General features: G+C 68.5%; 16 protein-coding genes. 11 read left to right on the top strand and 5 right to left on the bottom strand.

Features of this window, described 5'->3' with window-relative positions:
• Positions 1-16: 16 nt before the first annotated feature.
• The 5 genes from IE269_RS01140 to IE269_RS01120 form a co-directional block, all read right to left on the bottom strand.
• A complete protein-coding gene (locus IE269_RS01140) occupies positions 17-907 on the bottom strand; it encodes an arylamine N-acetyltransferase family protein (protein WP_189820758.1) in 891 nt (296 codons plus the stop codon).
• A gap of 29 nt (positions 908-936) precedes the next feature.
• On the bottom strand, positions 937-1737 hold the full coding sequence (locus tag IE269_RS01135) for a succinate dehydrogenase/fumarate reductase iron-sulfur subunit (protein ID WP_189820757.1): 801 nt from the start codon (positions 1735-1737) through the stop codon (positions 937-939).
• Complete coding sequence (locus IE269_RS01130) at positions 1734-3683, bottom strand: fumarate reductase/succinate dehydrogenase flavoprotein subunit (RefSeq protein ID WP_189820756.1); 1950 nt, start codon at positions 3681-3683, stop codon at positions 1734-1736. The genes IE269_RS01135 and IE269_RS01130 overlap by 4 nt, the downstream gene beginning before the upstream one ends.
• A gap of 2 nt (positions 3684-3685) precedes the next feature.
• Complete coding sequence (locus IE269_RS01125; protein WP_189820755.1) at positions 3686-4519, bottom strand: hypothetical protein; 834 nt, start codon at positions 4517-4519, stop codon at positions 3686-3688.
• 557 nt (positions 4520-5076) lie between these two features.
• Positions 5077-5385, bottom strand: coding sequence for a hypothetical protein (locus IE269_RS01120; RefSeq protein WP_189820754.1), 309 nt, complete (start codon positions 5383-5385; stop codon positions 5077-5079).
• Between the two features lie 315 nt (positions 5386-5700).
• Here IE269_RS01120 and IE269_RS01115 point away from each other — a divergent pair, with 315 nt between their 5' ends.
• The 11 genes from IE269_RS01115 to IE269_RS01065 all read left to right on the top strand — a co-directional run bounded on the left by IE269_RS01115 (position 5701) and on the right by IE269_RS01065 (position 20929).
• A complete protein-coding gene (locus tag IE269_RS01115) occupies positions 5701-8010 on the top strand; it encodes an ABC transporter family substrate-binding protein (RefSeq protein WP_189820753.1) in 2310 nt (769 codons plus the stop codon).
• Between the two features lie 325 nt (positions 8011-8335).
• Positions 8336-10240: a translational GTPase TypA gene (gene typA / locus IE269_RS01110; RefSeq protein WP_189820752.1), complete on the top strand. Its 1905-nt coding sequence runs from the start codon at positions 8336-8338 to the stop codon at positions 10238-10240.
• A gap of 458 nt (positions 10241-10698) precedes the next feature.
• On the top strand, positions 10699-12342 hold the full coding sequence (locus IE269_RS01105; protein WP_189820751.1) for a peptide ABC transporter substrate-binding protein: 1644 nt from the start codon (positions 10699-10701) through the stop codon (positions 12340-12342).
• Positions 12343-12485: 143 nt separating this feature from the next.
• A complete protein-coding gene (locus tag IE269_RS01100; protein ID WP_189821329.1) occupies positions 12486-13412 on the top strand; it encodes an ABC transporter permease in 927 nt (308 codons plus the stop codon).
• A complete protein-coding gene (locus IE269_RS01095; RefSeq protein WP_189820750.1) occupies positions 13405-14373 on the top strand; it encodes an ABC transporter permease in 969 nt (322 codons plus the stop codon). The genes IE269_RS01100 and IE269_RS01095 overlap by 8 nt, the downstream gene beginning before the upstream one ends.
• A 9-nt stretch (positions 14374-14382) precedes the next feature.
• Entirely contained in the window at positions 14383-15441 is a 1059-nt protein-coding gene (locus IE269_RS01090; RefSeq protein ID WP_189820749.1) for an ABC transporter ATP-binding protein, read from the top strand.
• The gene (locus tag IE269_RS01085) at positions 15434-16582 is read left to right on the top strand and encodes an ABC transporter ATP-binding protein (RefSeq protein ID WP_189820748.1); all 1149 of its coding nucleotides are present in this window, start codon (positions 15434-15436) and stop codon (positions 16580-16582) included. The genes IE269_RS01090 and IE269_RS01085 overlap by 8 nt, the downstream gene beginning before the upstream one ends.
• Positions 16583-16693: 111 nt before the next feature.
• Positions 16694-17278 (top strand): GNAT family N-acetyltransferase, encoded by a 585-nt coding sequence (locus IE269_RS01080; RefSeq protein WP_189820747.1) that lies wholly within the window; start codon positions 16694-16696, stop codon positions 17276-17278.
• An 89-nt stretch (positions 17279-17367) separates the two neighbouring features.
• Positions 17368-18990 carry a peptide ABC transporter substrate-binding protein gene (locus tag IE269_RS01075; RefSeq protein WP_189820746.1) on the top strand — a complete coding sequence of 541 codons (1623 nt, stop codon included), beginning with the start codon at positions 17368-17370 and terminating at the stop codon, positions 18988-18990.
• A gap of 51 nt (positions 18991-19041) precedes the next feature.
• Positions 19042-19965, top strand: coding sequence for an ABC transporter permease (locus IE269_RS01070; RefSeq protein ID WP_189820745.1), 924 nt, complete (start codon positions 19042-19044; stop codon positions 19963-19965).
• Entirely contained in the window at positions 19958-20929 is a 972-nt protein-coding gene (locus tag IE269_RS01065; RefSeq protein ID WP_189820744.1) for an ABC transporter permease, read from the top strand. Before IE269_RS01070 ends, IE269_RS01065 begins: the two co-directional genes overlap by 8 nt.
• The last annotated feature ends 8 nt before the right edge of the window (positions 20930-20937 follow it).

Raw genomic sequence — 20937 nt, 5'->3', positions numbered from 1 at the left:
GCGCCCGCCCGGCCCCTCAGACGCTCGCGCGGGACGCCTCCGCGTTGGCGGCCAGTCGCGCCACCAATAGCTCGGCCTCCTCCTCACTCTGCTGGATGCCGAAGGTCTCCGCCAGCACCTTGGGCACTTCGGCCGGTTCCAAGTCCCGTGTGAGAGGAGGCAGTTCGCCGCCGCTGTGGGTGGTCGTCCACTTCAGTTCGTCCAGGATGTGCAGTGTGCCCGGCAGGATGCGCTGCACGAACAGGCGGTGGCTGAAGGGGGAGTGCCTGCTGGTCGCCACGAAGTGGTTCGACATCCGGAAGTCGACCGGATACTGCGGGGTGAGGGTGAAGTTGTGCCGCACCATCCAGCCGTCGCCGTCCCGGTCGGTCTCCGGCCCGAACGCGGGCTGCTGCAGCTCCCAGCCGGCCGCCCCCGGGGTGATCTCGGCCCGCTCGCGCAGCCGGTAGCGCCAGCCGTCCTGCTCGACCTCGCTGCCCTCCTCGCCCGGGACCAGCTCGATCGGCTCCAGCATGGCCGCCCCGAAGCCGACGTCGCACAGCCACCGCCGTCCGTCCAGCTCCACGACCAGCAGCGCGTGCGTGGTGGGCAGGATCTTCTCGCCGCCCATCACGACCCGCCCCTGCACGGCGAAGAACTCGAAACCGAGCGCTTCGAGCACGGCCGCGAACAACGGCACGTGCTCGAAGCAGTACCCGGCCCGCCCGCCGGTCACCAGCTTGGCCTGGAGCGACTCCAGATCGAGCGGCACGTCGTGGTGGAGCATCGCGTCGATGGTGCTCCACCGCAGCCCGAGCACATGCCCCCGGTGCAGTGCGCGCAGGGTGTCCAGCGAGGGGGCGGGCTCCCCCTCGTAACCGATCTTCTTCAGATATGCGTCAAGATCAAGCGCTTCGCTGTTCCACATGTCTGATTCCAGCGCACGCCGCCCCGAAGCTATTCCGGCCGCCGCCGGATCTTGTTGCCGAGCCAGACCAGCGGATCGTACTTGCGGTCAACCGCCCTTTCCTTCAAGGGAATCAGGGCATTGTCGGTGATCTTGATGTGCTCGGGGCAGACCTCCGTGCAGCACTTGGTGATGTTGCAGTACCCGAGCCCGTGCTCCTCCTGCGCGGTCCTCTTCCGGTCGAGGCCGGACTCCGCCGCCGCGTCCAGCGGATGCATGTCCAGCTCGGCGACGCGCATCAGGAAGCGCGGCCCGGCGAAGGCGGTCTTGTTCTCCTCGTGGTCGCGCACCACATGGCACGTGTCCTGGCACAGGAAGCACTCGATGCACTTGCGGAACTCCTGCGACCGCTCCACGTCCACCTGCTGCATCCGGTACTCGCCGGGCGCGACCCCCTCCGGCGGCACGAACGCGGGCACCTCGCGTGCCTTCTGGTAGTTGAAGGACACGTCCGTCACCAGATCGCGTACGACGGGGAACGCGCGCAGCGGCGTCACGGTGATCGTGTCCGACGGGGTGAAGGTCGACATGCGGGTCATGCACATCAGCCGGGGCCGCCCGTTGACCTCCGCACTGCACGAACCGCACTTGCCCGCCTTGCAGTTCCAGCGCACAGCGAGGTCGGGGGCCTGGGTGGCCTGGAGCCGGTGGATGATGTCGAGGACGACCTCGCCCTCGTTCACCGCCACCTTGAAGTCCTCCAGCTCACCCCCCTCCGAACTCCCGCGCCACACCCGGAAGTTGGCGACGTACTTGGCAGACTGTTGCTGTCCCGCGGCGGCGTTGGTCACTCGTACAGCTCCTCTTCGGCGAGGTACTTGACCAGCTCCTCCTTCTCGAAGAGGGCGAGCAGGTCCGGGCGGATGGGCTCGGTCGTGGTGGTGACGAGTTCGATCTGACCGCGTACGGGATCGGTGGCGGCCAGCCCGCCGGTCGGGTCGGCGGGGCGGCACAGCAGGTTCACCGGCCGCCAGGCGCGGTCCATCGCGGGGAAGTCCTCCCGGGTGTGCCCGCCCCGGCTCTCGGTGCGCTCCAGGGCGGCACGCGCGATGCACTCGCTGACCAGCAGCATGTTCCGCAGGTCGAGCGCGAGGTGCCAGCCCGGATTGAACTGCCGGTGCCCCTCCACACCGGCCCGCCGCGCCCGTACCCGCAGCTCGGCCAGCTTCTCCAGCGCCTGCTCCATCTCGCCCTCCCGCCGGATGATCCCGACGAGGTCGTTCATGGTCTGCTGGAGCTCCTGGTGGAGTGTGTACGGATTCTCCGGCGGCCGCCCCGGCTCCTGGGCCCCCGGCTCGGAACCCTCCGCGCTGAACGGGCGCAGGGCCTCGGCCGCTGCCGCGTCGATCTGCGTCTCGTCGATCACCGGACGCGACACGCCCAGGTGCTCGGCGGCGTGCTGGGACGCGTGCAGCCCGGCCCGCCGCCCGAAGACCAGCAGGTCGGACAGCGAATTGCCGCCCAGCCGGTTCGACCCGTGCATGCCCCCGGCGACCTCACCGGCCGCGAACAGTCCCGGCACGCCGCGGGTGGCAGCGGTGTCGGAGTCCACGGCGATGCCGCCCATCACGTAATGACAGGTGGGCCCGACCTCCATGGCCTCGGCGGTGATGTCGACATCGGCCAGCTCCTTGAACTGGTGGTACATCGACGGCAGCCGCCGCCGGATGGTCTCGGCGGGCATGCGCGTCGACACATCCAGATACACCCCGCCGTGCGGGGAGCCGCGCCCCGCCTTCACCTCGGAGTTGATGGCGCGGGCGACCTCGTCGCGGGGGAGCAGCTCGGGCGGACGCCGGTTGTGGTCGGGGTCCTCGTACCAGCGGTCCCCCTCCTCCTCCGACTCCGCGTACTTCTCCTTGAAGACGTCGGGCACGTAGTCGAACATGAACCGCTTGCCGTCGGAATTGCGCAGTACGCCGCCGTCCCCGCGCACGGACTCCGTCACCAGAATCCCCTTCACGGACGGCGGCCAGACCATCCCCGTCGGATGGAACTGCACGAACTCCATGTTCAGCAGCGGCGCCCCCGCGAGCAGCGCCAGCGCGTGCCCGTCCCCGGTGTACTCCCACGAATTCGACGTCACCTTGAACGACTTGCCGATGCCGCCCGTGGCCAGCACCACACTCGGTGCCTCCAGCACGAAGAAGCGGCCGGACTCCCGCTCGTAGCAGAAGGTCCCGGCGACGCGCTCCCCGTCCTTCAGCACCCGTGTGACCGTGCACTCCTGAAAGACCTTCAGCCGGGACTCGTAGTCCCCCGACTGCTTGAAGTCCTCCTGCTGCAACTGCACGATCTTCTGCTGCAAGGTCCGGATCAGCTCAAGCCCCGTCCGGTCCCCGACATGCGCCAGCCTCGGATACTCGTGCCCGCCGAAGTTGCGCTGCGAGATCCGCCCGTCGGCGGTCCGGTCGAAGAGCGCGCCCCAGGTCTCCAACTCCCAGACCCGGTCCGGGGCTTCGCGCGCGTGCAGCTCCGCCATCCGCCACTGATTGAGGAATTTCCCTCCCCTCATCGTGTCGCGGAAGTGCACCTGCCAGTTGTCCCCGGAATTGACGTTCCCCATGGACGCGGCGATGCCGCCCTCGGCCATCACGGTGTGCGCCTTGCCGAACAGCGACTTGCAGATCACTGCCGTACGGGCACCCTGCTCGCGCGCCTCGATGGCGGCCCGCAGGCCCGCCCCGCCCGCGCCGACCACGACGACGTCCCACTCCTGCCGTTCCAACTGAGTCATCTTTAGAAGAACCTCGGATCCTCGAATGCGCCGGAAGCGACGAGATAGACGTAGAAGTCGGCGAGCGCCACGCTGATCAACGAGGCCCAGGCCGTAGCCATATGACGGTCATTCAGCTTCCCGACCCACCCCCACAGCCGGTACCGCACCGGGTGCTTGGAGAAGTGCTTCAGCCGGCCGCCGATGATGTGCCGGCAGGAGTGGCAGGAGAAGGTGTACGCCCAGATCAGGGCGATGTTGACGAGGAAGACCAGGGTGCCGAGCCCCATGTGTCCCCACGCGTAGTTCTCGTCCCGGAAGGACAGCACGGTGTCGTACGTCAGGATCCCGGCGACCGGGACGGCGGCGTAGAAGAAGTACCGGTGGATGTTCTGCAGGACCAGCGGGAAGCGGGTCTCGCCGGAGTACTTCTTGTGGGGCTCGGCGACGGCGCAGGCGGGGGGCGAGGCCCAGAAGCCGCGGTAGTAGGCCTTGCGGTAGTAGTAGCAGGTCAGGCGGAAGCCGAGCGGGAAGATCAGGATCAGGAGGGCGGGGGAGAGGCCCCACCAGCTCCCGAAGATCTCCCAGTTGGGGCCGCCCTTCATCGGGATGCAGTTCTCGGCGAGGCAGGGGGAGTAGAAGGGGGAGACGTAGGGGGCGGCGTAGTAGTGCGCGTTGGAGAAGGCACGCCAGGTGGAGTAGACGACGAAGGCGAGGAGGCCGGCGGCGGTGATCGCGGGGGCGAGCCACCAGCGGTCGGTGCGGAGGTGCCGTGCGGCGATCCGGGCCCGGGTCGGGGAGTGGACGCCGGTCTCTGTACCTGCGGTACGGGCTGCGGGGTCGGTGCCTGTGGCCAACGGGGGCTCCGGGGGTGTCGGGGGGAGGGGGGCTGTATTCGATGTGCGGCTCCGCCGCGCGGGCGCGCGCTTCCCGTACGGGCCGCTTGTCCGTGCCCCTTCAGGGGCGCGGGGAACTGCGCGACCAGCCACGACGCGCCTGCACGGGAACCGGTCCCCTCTTGCCCCCGCGGGTTTAGGTGAAGGGGCGGGGCTGGGGACCCCCTGGCCCAGCGGGCCGGTGCTTGACCTGCCCGGTACTGGGAGGCGCCCCGAGGGCCCTGGGGCTGCGCGCACCCGGCGTGCAAGGTGCGGGTGGGGGCCGGTACCGGGGTGGGCCCGGATCGGGCGTACCGCCCCCTTGCCCGCCCGTTCCGCCCCCCGGGGGGGGCCGCCGCCCAAGGGGGCGAGGGAGGGGGAAGGGGGCGGGCGGCCCCGCCGCCCGAGGGGGCTGGGCGGAAGGGGCGCCGCCCGAGGGGGCCAGGGGGCAGGGACCGCGCCCCGAGAGGGATCCCGCCCCGAGAGGGTCCCCGCCCCGAGAGGGTCCCCGCCCCGAGAGGGTCCCCGCCCCGAGAGGATCAGGGGGCGTGGCGGTTGCGCGCGCCGAGCCCCTCGTCGTCGGAGTCGGTCCACAGGGCACTGTCATACGGCGCATCGGGAATGGTGATGAGCTCGGCCCGGGCCGACGGCCCCCGCCCGGTGGCCCCGCCCGCCGCCGCCAGGGCACTCAGCATCGCCACACTCTCCCGAAGGTGCGCCGCATCCGTCCGCACCCGCCGCACATCCAGCGGATGACTCTCACCGATCCGCCCGGTCAGCCTCAGTACCGACCGTTCGAGCCGGTCCAGGCTTTCCTGAAGCTCCGTCAATTCCTCGTGCAGGGACATGGTTTGGCCTCGCTTCCGCCGTGCGCTCACGCAACGCCCATGCGCCTGGAGTGTCGCGCGTCACATCCCTCCTTGTGAAGGGTGCGTACGCCGGTACGCGAAGCACGCCCGCCCCGCGCGCCCCACCCGCACAGCCGATTGGGCCGCACGGGTGCCCTTCCCCGAATGCCCGACGTGTCGTCACCTCCCCCCGCGCGAGGTCCCTTTCAGTGAGCCGGTAAGGACAACAAGTGTGATCACCTCAATAAGCCCCCAAATGTGAATCTAACGGCCCATTCCGGCAGGAACGGCCGGGTCAGCCTGGAGGTACCAGCCATGTCCGACGCCGCGATCCCGCGCGCGCCCCGCACCCGGCGTGCCCTGCGCCCCGCGACCCTCCTGGTCTGCGGAGTGCTCGCGCTGCCCTCGCTGACCGGCTGCGGCGGAGCGTCGGACGAGCAGCACGGCGAGGCGGTGCCCGTCGCCGCCGACGTAGCTTCCGCCGACCGCGAGCAGGTCGCCGACGGCGGCACCCTGAACTGGGCCGTCGATTCCGTCCCCGCCACCTTCAACGCCTTCCAGGCGGACGCCGACACCACGACGGCGCGCATCGCGGGCGCGGTGCTCCCCTCCCTCTTCGTCCTCGACCAGGCGGGCAAGCCGCAGCGCAACCCCGACTACCTGGAGGACGCCTCGATCGTCGAGCGCGAGCCCAAGCAGGTCGTCCTCTACAAGATCCACCAGGAGGCCGTCTGGGGCGACGGCCGGGAGATCGGCGCCGCCGACTTCGTCGCCCAGTGGCGGGCGCTGCGCGGCAAGGAGACCGCGTACTGGACCGCCCGCAACGCCGGTTACGAGCGCATCGAGAAGATCGAGCGCGGCGCCAACGACCTCGAGGTGAAGGTCACCTTCGCCCGCCCCTATGCCGACTGGCGCTCGCTCTTCACGCCGCTGTACCCCAAGGAGGTCATGGGCACGCCCGACGCCTTCAACGACGGCGCCCGTACGAAGCTGAAGTCTACGGCGGGCCCGTTCCGCCCGATGAAGCTGGACCGCCAGGACGGCTCGGTCGTCCTGGAGCGCAATCCGCGCTGGTGGGGCAAGCCCGCCAAGCTGGACAAGGTGGTGCTGCGCGCCGTGCCGCGCGAGGAGCGGGCCGCCGCCCTGGCCGCCGGGCGCATCGACATCGCCGAGATCGACCGGCAGGCCGCCGACCGTATCGCCCTGGCCGCCAAGGACGCCGGTCAGGCCCCCGCCGCGCACGGCCCCGGCTCCACCACCAGCGCCGCCGACGCCCTGCGCTCCTGGGCGCGGGCGCACGGCGCGGTCGACGAGGAGAGCGCCGAGGCCGAGCAGGAGGCCCGCAGGAAGAGGCAGCAGGAGGCCCAGTCGTACGCGAACGAACAGCGCGCCCTGCGCGCCTTCACCGTACGGAAGTCCCTGGAGCCCGCCTACACGCAGCTCGCGCTGAACGGCACCTCGGGGCCGCTGGCCGACGAGCGGGTGCGCCGGGCGGTGGCCCGCGCCCTGAACCGCAAGGAGCTGGCCGAGTCGGTGCTCGCCCCGCTGGGCCTGCCCGCCGCCCCGCTCGGCAGCCACCTCGCGCTCGCCGGGCAGGAGGCGTACACCGACGGCAGTGACGCGCTGGGCGCCCCGGACGCGCAGGCCGCGCAGGCCCTCCTGGCGGACGCGGGCTTCACCCCGGGCGGCGCGGGCAGCCGTACCGCCGGAAGCAGCGCGGACAAGAAGGCCGACAAGAAGAAGCAGAAGCAGAAGGACGACGAGGCCTCCGACGACGGCATGTACATCGTCGGCGACGACAAGCCCGGCGACGGCGGCCCCGCCGAGTCCGGCAGCTACGTCCTGGCCCCGGCCGCCGGGCCCGCCGACCTGGTCTCCGCGCACAAGGTCCTCGCGTACAAGACGTACAAGAAGGAGCGGACCGAGTACCGCGACCACAAGGACCAGGCCGACGGCAAGACCGAGGCCAAGGAGAAGAAGAAGGGCGGCATGGCCGGGGCCTACGCCCCGCGCGGCACCGCGGCCCCCGCCGCTGCCGCCGGAGCCGCGGCGGCGGCCCCCCGGGTGGTCGGCAAGAACGGCAAGCCGCTGACCCTGCGGTTCGTGCTGCCCTCCGACCCCGGTTCGTCGGCCCTGCGCACGGTCGGCGAGCAGATCTCGCGGATGCTGGAGTCCATCGGCGTACGCACCGAGATCACCAAGGTCGCCGACGAGAGCTACTTCAAGGACCACATCGCCTCCGGCGACTACGACCTGGCGCTCTACTCGTGGCCCGGCACCGCCTACCCGGCCACCGACGACCGGCCGATCTTCGCGAAGCCGGAGCCGGCGGCGGACGGCTCGCTGTTCGTCGAGCAGAACTACACCCGGGTCGGCACCGACCACATCGACCAGCTCTTCGACCGCGCGGCGGCCGAGCTGGACGAGGAGGTGGCCCGGGAGCTGGTGAAGCAGGCCGACGAGCGGATCTGGGCGGCGGCCGGATCGATTCCGCTCTACCAGCGTCCGGAGCTGGTGGCGGTGAAGCCGGAGCTGGTGAACGCCGGTGCCTTCGGCTTCTCCGCACCCCGCTACCAGGACATCGGCTTCAAGAAGCCCGATTCGGCCAAAGATGAGCGCAAGTAACGGGAAATAAACGCTGCACCGCAGGTCAGAGGGCATCTCGGAGTCTGAGAACCCACCCCGAATAAGCCCCGATTCCTTGCCCGCCGGTCCTCCGGCGGGCAAGGTCGTTCCCGACCTCTTGACCCGGAGGCTCGCCTTCCACCCCCTGTTCGCGCAGGTCACCCCTGTCTGCCGCGCGAACCCTTGTCTGCGCTGCACCGATCGGCCCGGGAAGCCCGTCCCGCGTCCGCCCCGTACCATGGGGTAAGCCGTGGCGCGTCCGCCCGGTGGGCGTACGAGGAACGAGACGCCGCATCCCACGATCGAGAGAAGCGTTTAGCAACCCATGCCCACGCGCCACGACATCCGTAACGTAGCCATCGTCGCCCACGTCGACCACGGCAAGACGACCATCGTCGACGCCATGCTCAAGCAGGCCGGCTCCTTCGCCGCGCACGCCTCTGAGTCGCTCGACGACCGCATGATGGACTCGAATGACCTGGAGCGTGAGAAGGGCATCACGATCCTGGCCAAGAACACCGCGGTGAAGTACCACCCGAAGGATGGCGGCGACGTCATCACCATCAACATCATCGACACCCCCGGTCACGCCGACTTCGGCGGTGAGGTCGAGCGCGGCCTGTCGATGGTGGACGCGGTCGTCCTGCTGGTCGACGCCTCCGAGGGCCCGCTGCCGCAGACGCGCTTCGTGCTCCGCAAGGCCCTCCAGCAGCGCCTGCCCGTCATCCTGTGCATCAACAAGACGGACCGCCCGGACTCCCGGATCGACGAGGTCGTCAACGAGACGTACGACCTGTTCCTGGACCTGGACGCGGACGAGGACCAGATCGAGTTCCCGATCGTCTACGCCTGCGGCCGTGACGGCATCGCCTCGCTGACCAAGCCGGAGGACGGCACCGTCCCCGCGGACAGCGACAGCCTGGAGCCGTTCTTCTCCACGATCCTCCAGCACGTCCCGGCCCCCGAGTACGACGAGTCCGCCCCGCTGCAGGCGCACGTCACCAACCTCGACGCCGACAACTTCCTCGGCCGCATCGCGCTGCTCCGCGTCGAGCAGGGCGAGCTGCGCAAGGGTCAGACGGTGGCCTGGATCAAGCGCGACGGTTCGATCTCGAACGTCCGCATCTCCGAGCTGATGATGACCGAGGCGCTCACCCGCAAGCCCGCCGAGGTCGCGGGCCCCGGTGACATCTGCGCCGTGGCCGGTATCCCGGACATCATGATCGGCGAGACCCTGGCCGACCCGGAGAACCCGATCGCGCTCCCGCTGATCACGGTGGACGAGCCGGCCATCTCCATGACCATCGGCACCAACACCTCGCCGATGGTCGGCCGCGGCGGCACGGGCAAGGGCGCGGACGCCAAGTCCGCCGTCAAGGACCGCAAGGTGACGGCCCGTCAGGTCAAGGACCGTCTGGACCGCGAGCTCGTCGGCAACGTCTCGCTCCGCGTCCTGGACACCGAGCGCCCCGACGCCTGGGAGGTGCAGGGCCGCGGTGAGCTGGCGCTGGCCATCCTGGTCGAGCAGATGCGCCGCGAGGGCTTCGAGCTGACCATCGGCAAGCCGCAGGTCGTCACGCAGCTCGTCGACGGCAAGGTGCACGAGCCGGTCGAGCGCATGACGGTCGACGTCCCCGAGGAGCACATGGGCGCCGTCACGCAGCTCATGGGCGTCCGCAAGGGCCGGATGGACAACATGTCCAACCACGGCTCGGGCTGGGTCCGCATGGAGTTCGTGGTGCCCTCCCGCGGCCTCATCGGCTTCCGTACGGAGTTCCTGACGAACACCCGCGGCACCGGTATCGCCCACTCGATCCACGAGGGCCTGGAGCCGTGGTTCGGCCAGCTGGTGACCCGTAACAACGGCTCCCTGGTCGCCGACCGCGCCGGTACGGTCACGCCGTTCGCGATGATCAACCTCCAGGAGCGCGGTGTCCTGTTCACCGACCCCGGCACCGAGGTGTACGAGGGCATGATCGTCGGCGAGAACTCGCGCGCCGACGACATGGACGTGAACATCACCAAGGAGAAGAAGCTCACCAACATGCGTGCCGCTTCCGCCGACACCACCGAGAACGTGGTGCCGCCGCGCAAGCTGTCGCTGGAGCAGTCCCTGGAGTTCTGCCGCGACGACGAGTGCGTCGAGGTGACCCCGGAGGCCGTGCGCATCCGCAAGGTCGTCCTGGACGCCAAGGAGCGCGGTCGTACCGCCTCGCGCGCCAAGCGCTGACCCGGGGCCCGTCAGGGCCGGGAGCCGGAGGCCCGACACTCGTCAGAGTGTCGGGCCTCCGGGCTGTCCAGACAAGATCCGGGCAAGATCCAACTGTCCCGTACTGACCCGTCGGTCAAGTCGTTTTCGCGGGCCATGTGTCCGGATATCGATCAACACTCTCCGGAAGTTGCGTTAACAGTCCGTTTCGGGGGTGTCTGTCTGGACTCACTTTGTCCGGATTTCGGTCACTCGGTGGTAAGTGATGTTGTCAAAACGAGACCCTTTAAGTGTGGTTTACGGTCCGGACGTACTTAATAGTTGGCTCCACTGAGCTCGGGTCAATGGGTTAGGCGCTGTGGGGAGCGCCGACTCACGAGCACACTGGGGCACCAGAATCTTCTCGCCGTCAGGGGTGTCGGCGAGTGCACCTGTGCCCCCTCTTGCAGTTAACAAGTGGACTCATGAGGAGGAACCCCATGCGCGGTGCCAAGAGCGCCAAGTGGGTCGCAGGCGCGATAGTCGTGGCTCTGGCCGCTACCGCCTGCGGTGGCAACGACAAGAAGAGCGACAGCGGCATGAACGCCGGGAAGGCCGACCCGAACGGGATCCTGGTCGCCCAGCTCAGCGAGCCGCAGAACCCGCTCCAGCCGGCGAACGCCAAGGAGAGCCAGGGCAGCCGCGTCCTGCGCACCCTGTGGTCGGGCCTGGTGGACTACGAGCCCGGCACCGGCAAGCTGGTGAACGTCAACGCCGAGTCCGTCACGCCGAACGAGGACTCCAGCGTCTGGACCGTCAAGCTGAAGCCGGGCTGGAAGTTCCACGACGGCACCCCCGTCAACGCCAAGTCCTACGTGGACTCCTGGAACTGGTCGGCCAACACCAAGAACAACCAGACCAACTCCAGCTGGTTCCAGGACATCAAGGGCTACACCGATGTCCACCCGGAGAAGGGCGACCCGAAGAAGACCGAGATGGAGGGTCTGAAGGTCGTCGACGAGAACACCTTCACGATCGCCCTGACCGGTCCGGTCTCGTACTTCGCGTACAAGCTCGGCTACGACGTCTGGGCGCCGCTGCCGGAGTCCTTCTTCAAGGACCCGAAGGCCGCGGGCCAGAAGCCGGTCGGCAACGGCCCGTACAAGTTCGAGTCGTGGGACCACAACAAGGTCATCAAGGTTCGGAAGTTCGACGGTTACCAGGGCCCGAACAAGGCCAAGAACGGTGGCATCGACTTCAAGAACTACACGACCGCGGAGTCGGCCTACTCGGCGCTGCGTTCGGACCAGCTGGACTGGATCGAGCAGGTCCCGGTCACCGCGCTGAAGAACTACAAGCAGGACCTCGGCGACCGCGCGATCGACCAGGAGTACTCGGCCGTCCAGTCGATCGTCCCGGCGTTCTACACGGACCAGTTCAAGAACATCAACCCGAAGGTCATCCAGGGCCTTTCGATGGCGATCGACCGCGAGACGATCACCAAGACGGTTCTGAACGGCACCCGTGAGCCCGCGGACTCCTACGTCGCCCGCGGCGTGCTCGGCTACAAGCCCGGCGCCCTCGGCGACATCACGAAGTACGACCCGAAGAAGGCCAAGGCTCTCATCACCGAGGGTGGCGGCGTCCCGGGCAACAAGATCTCGATCCAGTTCAACGCCGACCAGCCGCACAAGGCGTGGGTCGACGCGGTCTGCAACTCGATCCGTCAGGCCACCCAGGTCGAGTGCGTCGGCGACTCGAAGCCGGACTTCGCGACCGACCTGAACGCCCGTGACGGCAAGAAGGTCAAGTCCATGTACCGCGGTGGCTGGGTGCTCGACTACCCGGTCAACTCGAACTTCATGCGCGACCTGTACGGCTCCACGGCCGCCGGTAACACCAGCGGTTACAAGAACGAGGAGTTCGACAAGCTGTCCGCCGAGGCCGACAAGGCCAAGACGCTTGACGAGACCGTGAAGATGTACCAGGACGCCGAGCAGCTCCTGGCGAAGAACATGCCGGCCATCCCGCTGTGGTTCTACAAGAACAACTCGGGCCAGTCCAAGAACGTGTTCGGCAAGATCGTGTACGGCCAGGACGGCGACCCGATCTTCACCGACGTTCAGGTCAAGGCCAAGAAGTAACTCTCAGAACCGGTCTGCCGGCGCCGCTCCCGAGGAGGGGCGGCGTCGGCAGGCAGGCGTAGGCCCGTCAACTCACCGCCCATACCCCACGGCGGAGAACAACTGCGAAGGCCATCGCCGACCCCTCACGGCATGGAGGCATGATGGGGCGCTACGTCGCTCGGCGACTGCTCCAGATGATCCCGGTGTTCCTCGGGACCACTCTGTTGATTTTCCTTATGGTTCACATCCTTCCCGGCGACCCCATCAGGGCGATGTTCGGCGACAAGGGTGCGGACCCGGCTCAGTTGGCGTCACTGCGTGAGAAGTTCGGGCTCGACCAGCCCCTCTACATGCAGTACTTCGACTACATGAAGAAGCTGTTCCAGCTGAACTTCGGCGAGACCTTCGGTGGTCGACCGGTCTGGGACGAGATGACGGCCGCCTTCCCGGTGACCATCCGCCTCACGATCGTCGCGCTCGTCATCGAGCTGCTCGTCGGCCTCTCGCTGGGCGCCTGGGCCGGTCTGAAGGTGGGCAAGGCCCCGGACACCGGCGTCCTGCTCTTCACCCTCATCGTCATCTCGGTGCCGGTGTTCATCATGGGCTACCTGGCCCGGTACGTCTTCGCGGACACCCTCGGCTGGGTGGCTCCGAACGTCGACGACTCGATGGACATCACCCAGTTGTTGTTGCCGGGATTCGTCCTGGCCATGCTCTCCATGGCGTACGTGGCACGACTGACGCGTACGACCTTCGCCGAGAACCTGCGCGCGGACTACATGCGCACCGCCCTCGCCAAGGGTCTGCCCCGACGCCGCATCGTCGGAGTGCACCTGCTGCGCAACTCCCTGATCCCCGTGGTGACCTTCATCGGCACCGACATCGGTGGCTTCATCGGCGGTGCCGTCGTCACCGAGGGCATCTTCAACGTCCAGGGTGTGGGCAACCTGCTCTTCCGGGCGCTCCAGCAGCGTGAGGGTTCCACCATCGTCGGAATCGTCACCGTGTTCGTCCTGATCATCCTGGTGATCAACCTGATCGTCGACCTGCTGTACGCGGTCCTGGACCCGAGGATCCGGTATGCCTGACGTGACCAAGTCCAAGACCGACGCCGCCGTGGACGCCATCGCGCCCCCGGCAGCGGACGCGGCCCCCGAGGCCCCCGTCGCCAAGCCGTCGACCGGCAAGCCCCGCAGCCTCTGGGGCGACGCATGGTTCGACCTGCGCCACCGTCCGATGTTCTGGACCGCGGCGGTCATGCTGTTCGTCCTGCTGGTGATCGCGGCCTTCCCCGGCCTGTTCACCAGCGCCGACCCGCGGGCCGGCGACCTGACCAACCACTACCTGACGAAGCCCGAGCTCGGGCACTTCTTCCAGGCGGACTGGTTCGGTTACGACATCCAGGGCCGGTCGATCTACGCCCGTGTCATCCACGGCACCCGCGCCTCGATCCTCGTCGGCGTCGGCGTGACCCTCGCGATCACCCTCATCGGCGGTCTGCTGGGTCTGCTCTCCGGCTACTTCGGCGGCTGGATCGACTCGATCATCTCCCGCATCACGGACATCTTCTTCGGACTGCCCTTCCTGCTCGGCACGATGGTCGTCCTGAACGCCTTCACCGAGCGCAAGGTGTACGTCGTGATCGCGGCGCTCGCCTTCCTCGGCTGGACGTCGATCTGCCGCGTGATGCGCGCCTCGGTGATCAGCGCCAAGCAGGCGGACTACGTGACCGCGGCCCGCGCCCTCGGCGCCGGCACCAGCCGGATGATCTTCCGGCACGTGCTGCCCAACGCGCTCGCGCCCACCATCGTGGTCGCCACCATCGCGCTCGGCGGCTTCATCTCCGCCGAGGCGACGCTGTCCTACCTGGGTCTGGGTCTCGCCGACCCGACCATCTCGTGGGGCATCGACATCTCGGCGGGCAGCGAGGAGATCCGCAACAACCTCCACGTGCTGATCTTCCCCGCCGGAATGCTGTTCCTTACGGTGTTCGCGTTCATCATGCTTGGTGACACGGTCCGTGACGCCCTCGACCCGAAGCTGCGCTAGGAGGGCGTCGTGACGATCATCGAAGAAACCGCAAGTGCCCCCCTCTCCGGAGCGGGCGATTCCGACAGCACCCCGCTGCTCGAAGTGCGCGACCTGCACGTCGAGTTCCACACCCGCGACGGTGTGGCCAAGGCGGTCAACGGTGTGAACTACTCCGTCGGCGCCGGCGAGACCCTCGCCGTCCTCGGCGAGTCCGGCTCCGGCAAGTCCGTGACCGCGCAGGCGATCATGGGCATCCTGGACATGCCGCCGGGCAAGATCCCGCAGGGCGAGATCCTCTACCGCGGGCAGGACATGCTCACGATGGGGTACGAGGAGCGGCGCAAGATCCGCGGCCGGAAGATCGCGATGATCTTCCAGGACGCGCTCTCGTCCCTCAACCCCGTGCTCACCGTGGGCTACCAGCTCGGCGAGATGTACCGGGTGCACCTCGGCCTCTCCAAGAAGGAGGCCAAGGCCAAGGCCATCGAGCTGATGGACAAGGTCAAGATCCCCGCCGCCGCGGCGCGGGTCAACGACTACCCCCACCAGTTCTCCGGCGGTATGCGCCAGCGCATCATGATCGCGATGGCGCTCGCCCTGGAGCCCGACCTGATCATCGCGGACGAGCCCACCACGGCTCTCGACGTGACGGTGCAGGCGCAGGTCATGGACCTCCTCGCGGAGCTCCAGCGCGAGTTCAACATGGGCCTGATCCTGATCACCCACGACCTCGGCGTCGTTGCCGACGTCGCGGACAAGATCGCGGTGATGTACGCGGGCCGGATCGTCGAGACCGCCCCGGTCCACGAGATCTACGCCCGCCCCGCGCACCCGTACACCAAGGGACTCCTCGAATCGATCCCGCGCCTGGACCAGAAGGGCCAGGAGCTGTACGCGATCAAGGGTCTGCCGCCGAACCTGCTCAAGATCCCTTCGGGCTGCGCCTTCAACCCGCGCTGCCCGATGGCGCAGGACATCTGCCGCTCGGAGATCCCGCCGCTGGTGCAGGTCACCGAGCAGGGCGGCGCCGAACTGCCCGGCCGCGGTAGCGCGTGCCACTTCTGGAAGGAGACGATCCATGGCTGAGCTTCACAAGTCCGATGAGGCCGTGGACGCGACCCCCAACGTCACCGAGGTCGAGACGGTGGACGCCGCCTCGGTCGAGGAGGCCGTCGCCGCCATCGAGGCGCCGGTGGAGCGCGGGGAGCCGATCCTCCAGGTCCGCAACCTGGTCAAGCACTTCCCGCTGACCCAGGGCATCCTCTTCAAGCGCCAGGTCGGCGCGGTCAAGGCCGTGGACGGGGTCTCCTTCGACCTCTACCAGGGCGAGACGCTGGGCATCGTGGGCGAGTCCGGCTGTGGCAAGTCCACGGTCGCCCGTCTGCTGATGACGCTGGAGACGGCGACCGCGGGCGAGGTCTTCTACAAGGGCCAGGACATCACCAAGCTGTCCGGGCGCGCGCTGAAGGCGGTCCGCCGCAACATCCAGATGGTCTTCCAGGACCCGTACACCTCGCTGAACCCGCGCATGACGGTCGGCGACATCATCGGGGAGCCCTTCGAGATCCACCCCGAGGTGGCTCCCAAGGGCGACCGGCGCCGCAAGGTCCAGGACCTCCTGGACGTCGTGGGCCTCAACCCCGAGTACATCAACCGCTACCCGCACCAGTTCTCCGGCGGTCAGCGTCAGCGCATCGGCATCGCCCGCGGCCTCGCGCTCAACCCGGAGATCATCATCTGCGACGAGCCCGTCTCGGCCCTGGACGTGTCCGTCCAGGCGCAGGTGATCAACCTGATGGAGAAGCTCCAGGACGAGTTCAACCTGTCCTACGTCTTCATCGCGCACGACCTCTCCATCGTCCGGCACATCTCCGACCGCGTCGGCGTGATGTACCTGGGCAAGATGGCGGAGATCGGTTCGGACGCCGAGATCTACGAGCACCCGACGCACCCGTACACCCAGGCGCTCCTGTCGGCCGTCCCGGTCCCGGACCCGTCCGCCCGCGACCACCGCGAGCGGATCGTGCTCACCGGTGACGTGCCCTCGCCGGCCAACCCGCCGTCGGGCTGCCGGTTCCGCACCCGCTGCTGGAAGGCCGAGGAGAAGTGCGCGCAGGAGGAGCCGCTGCTGGCGATCCCGACGCGCTTCGTCGGTACGGACACTCCGGCGGCCCACGAGTCGGCGTGCCACTTCGCCGAGGTCAAGGACGTGGTGGGCGCGGCCTGACCCTCCGCACCCGGGACACCGTGCCCTTGTCGACCGCCCCCGTTCCGAGCCTCCTCGGGACGGGGGCGGTGTCGTTTTCCGTACGTACGCACCCTTGAAGGAGAGCAGCGCATGACCCTGACCTTCACCGAGCTCACCGGATTCGGGCTGCGGCTGACGGCCTGGCCCGAGTCGGCCGTGCCGCAGCTCGTGGCGGGGATGAACGACCCCGAGTTCCTGCGCTGGGACGGAATGAACGGCAGCTCCACCGACGAGGCGGCCGCCCTGCGGATCATCCGCTCCCGGGCCGAGGGCTGGCGGAGCGGGGGCTTCGCCCAGTTCTGCATCACCGACCGCGCGACGGGCGAGATCCTCGGCAACGTCGGCCTGCACCAGATCGAGCACCAGCGCCGGGTCGCGGGCATCGGCTACTGGCTGCTGGCCGGGGCGCGGGGCAGGGGAGTGGCCACCCGGGCGGTGGAGCTGTGCACCCGCTGGGGCTTCGAGGAGGTCGGCCTGCACCGCCTCGAACTCGGGCACGCCGTGGGGAACGAGCCGTCCTGCAAGGTGGCGCGGCGTGCGGGTTACGCGGTGGAGGGGGTGGCCCGGGGCGCTCTGCCCGCGCCGGAGTCCGGGGTGGGAGCGGGGACCGGCGGCCGCGTCGACATGCACGCCCACGCCCGGCTGGCCACCGACCCGTACCCCGACACGGCCTGACCGCATATGGCGGACGTGAAGATGCGACCTCGTACCAAATGGGGTGATATGGGTCCCTAAGTCATCTTCGGGACTCCAGGAGGCACCCCATGCGCGGAGCCAGGCACGCCAAGTGGGCCGCAGCCGCGGCCGCCGTCGCTCTCGCCGCGACCGCCTGCGGCGGCGGAGGCAGCGGCGGCAGCAGCGGAGAAGGCGTGCTCAGCGCCTGGTGGGGCGACCCGCAGAACCCCCTGGAGCCCGCGAACACCACCGAGGTGCAGGGCGGCAAGGTCCTCGACATGGTGATGCGCGGCCTCAAGCGGTACAACCCGAAGACGGGCGCCGCCGAGGATGCCGTCGCCGAGAAGATCGAGACGACGGACGCCCAGAATTTCACGGTCAAGCTCAAGGACTGGAAGTTCTCCAACGGCGAGCAGGTCACCGCCGAGTCCTTCGTCAACGCGTGGAACTACGCGGCCAACGTCAAGAACAAGCAGAAGGGCGCCCCCTTCTTCGGCTACATCGAGGGCTACGACAAGGTCCACCCGGAGAAGGGCGACCCCACCGCCGAGACCATGTCCGGCCTCAAGGTCGTCGACCCGAAGACCTTCACGGTCAAGCTCAACCAGAAGTTCTCCACCTGGCCCGAGACCCTCGGCTACAACGCCTTCGCCCCGCTGCCCAAGGCCTTCTTCGACGACCGCGACGCGTGGCTGTCCAAGCCGGTCGGCAACGGCCCCTACACGGTGGACAACTACGCCAAGGGCTCGGCGATGAACCTCAAGAAGTGGGAGGAGTACCCGGGCGCGGACAAGGCGCAGAACAACGGCGTGGACCTGCGCGTCTACACCGAGAACACCGCCGCCTACAACGACCTCGTCGCCGGAAACCTCGACCTCCTCGACGACGTCCCCGCCGCCCAGATCCAGAACGTCAAGAACGATGTCAACGGCCGGTACGCCAGCCCCGCCGCCGGCATCATCCAGACCCTCGCCTTCCCCTTCTACAAGCCGGAGTGGAAGACCGAGGGCGCCGCCAAGGTCCGCAAGGGCATCTCCCGGGCGATCAACCGCAAGCAGATCACCGAGTCGATCTTCCACAACACCCGCACCCCCGCCACCGACTGGACTTCCCCGGTCCTGAAGGAGGAGGGCGGCTACAAGGCCGGACTGTGCGGCGCGGACTGCGAGTACGACGCGGCCGAGGCGAAGAAGCTCATCACCGAGGGCGGCGGCATCCCCGGCGGCCAGCTGAAGATCTCGTACAACGCCGACGGCGGCTCCCACAAGGACTGGGTCGACGCCGTCTGCAACAGCATCAACAACGCGCTGGGCGACAACAAGGCCTGCGTCGGCAACCCCATCGGCACCTTCGCGGACTTCCGCAGCAAGGTCACCAAGGGCGAGATGGACGGCCCCTTCCGGGCCGGCTGGCAGATGGACTACCCGCTGATCCAGAACTTCCTGGAGCCGCTGTACTACACGGGCTCCTCGTCCAACGACGGCCAGTGGTCCAACAAGGACTTCGACAAGCTCATGAACGAGGCCAACGCCGAGGTCGACACCAAGAAGGCCGTCGAGACCTACCAGAAGGCCGAGAAGGTCGTCGCCGACGACATGGCCGCCATCCCGCTCTGGTACCAGAACGGCTCCGTGGCCTACTCCGACCGCGTCTCCAACGTGGCGCTGAACCCCTTCAGCATCCCGGTCTACGGCGAGATCAAGGTCAACTGACGTCCACCGCTGACGAGTTCACCGTAACGACGACCACGGGAGCCCCCAGTCATGGGACGTTATGTGATCCGGCGTCTGCTCCAGATGATCCCGGTCTTCTTCGGCGCCACGCTGCTGATCTTCCTGATGGTCAACGTCATGGGCGACCCCGTCGCGGGCCTGTGCGGCGACCGCAAGTGCGACCCCGCGGTCGCCGCGCAGCTCAAGAAGGACTTCGGGCTCGACCAGCCGGTCTGGCAGCAGTACCTGACCTACCTCGGCAACCTCTTCACCGGTGACTTCGGCCGCGCCTTCAACGGCCAGAAGGTCACCGAACTGATGAGCACCGCCTTCCCGGTGACCTTCCGGCTGACCCTGGTGGCGATCGTCTTCGAGATCGTCATCGGCATCAGCCTCGGCGTCCTCACCGGTCTGCGCAGGGGACGGCCCATCGACACCGGGTTCCTCCTGCTCACCCTGATCGTCATCTCGGTCCCCACCTTCGTCACCGGTCTGCTGCTCCAACTGCTGCTCGGCGTGAAGTGGGGCTGGGTGAAACCGGCCGTCTCCCCGGCGGCCACCTTCGACGAACTCCTGCTGCCGGGACTGGTGCTGGCGTCCGTCTCCCTGGCGTACGTCACCCGCCTGACCCGCACCTCCGTCGCGGAGAACGCCCGCGCCGACTACGTCCGCACCGCCGTCGCCAAGGGCCTGCCACGCCGCCGGGTCATCTCCCGGCACCTGCTGCGCAACTCCCTGATCCCGGTGGTCACCTTCATCGGCACCGACGTCGGCGCCCTGATGGGCGGCGCGATCGTCACCGAGCGCATCTTCAACATCCACGGCGTCGGATACCAGCTCTACCAGGGCATCGTCCGCCAGAGCTCACAGACCGTCGTCGGCTTCGTGACCATCCTGGTCCTCGTCTATCTGGTGGCGAACCTGATCGTCGACCTCTTGTACGCCGTTCTCGACCCGAGGATCCGGTATGCCTGAGCCCACTTCCCCCAAGGACGACCTCGCCGTCTCCGGTGCCGGAGCCGGCGGCGCGATGGACCTCGCCGTCGCCGAGGGCACCAGCCTGGAGCAGCCGCCGGGGTCCGGGAAAAGCGACAAGGCGCGCAGCCTGTGGTCCGACGCCTGGCACGACCTGCGCCGCAACCCCGTCTTCATCGTCTCCGGGCTGATCATCGCCTTCCTGGTGTTCATCTCGCTGTGGCCCTCGGCCATCGCGTCCGGCGACCCGCTCGCCTGCGACCTGGCCAAGGCCCAGCAGGGCTCCCAGCCGGGCCACCCCTTCGGCTTCAACGGACAGGGCTGCGACGTCTACACCCGTACCGTCTACGGCGCCCGGGCGTCGGTGACGGTCGGCGTCTGCGCCACCCTCGGCGTCGCCCTGCTGGGCAGCCTGCTCGGCGGTCTCGCGGGCTTCTTCGGCGGCTGGTTCGACTCGCTGCTCTCGCGCATCACGGACGTCTTCTTCGCCATCCCCGTCGTCCTCGGCGGCCTGGTCTTCCTCTCGGTCGTCCCCGGCACCACGGTCTGGCCGGTGATCGCCTTCATCGTGCTGCTCGGCTGGCCGCAGATCGCCCGCATCGCGCGCGGCTCGGTCATCACCGCCAAGCAGAACGACTACGTGCAGGCCGCCCGCGCGCTCGGCGCGGGCAACTCCCGGATGCTGCTGCGGCACATCAGTCCCAACGCGATCGCGCCGGTCATCGTCGTCGCGACCATCGCGCTGGGCACGTACATCGCGCTGGAGGCCACGCTCTCCTACCTCGGCGTCGGTCTGCGGCCGCCCACCGTGTCCTGGGGCATCGACATCTCGTCCGCCTCGGCGTACGTCCGCAACGCGCCCCACATGCTGCTGTGGCCGGCCGGCGCGCTCGCGATCACGGTCCTCGCGTTCATCATGCTCGGCGACGCGGTGCGCGACGCCCTCGACCCCAAGCTGCGATAGAGGGTGCG

Origin of the sequence: Streptomyces spiroverticillatus (genome assembly GCA_014650415.1) — a bacterium.
Classification (GTDB): Bacteria; Actinomycetota; Actinomycetes; order Streptomycetales; family Streptomycetaceae; genus Streptomyces; species Streptomyces spiroverticillatus.
This window is presented reverse-complemented; position numbering and strand designations above follow the sequence as displayed.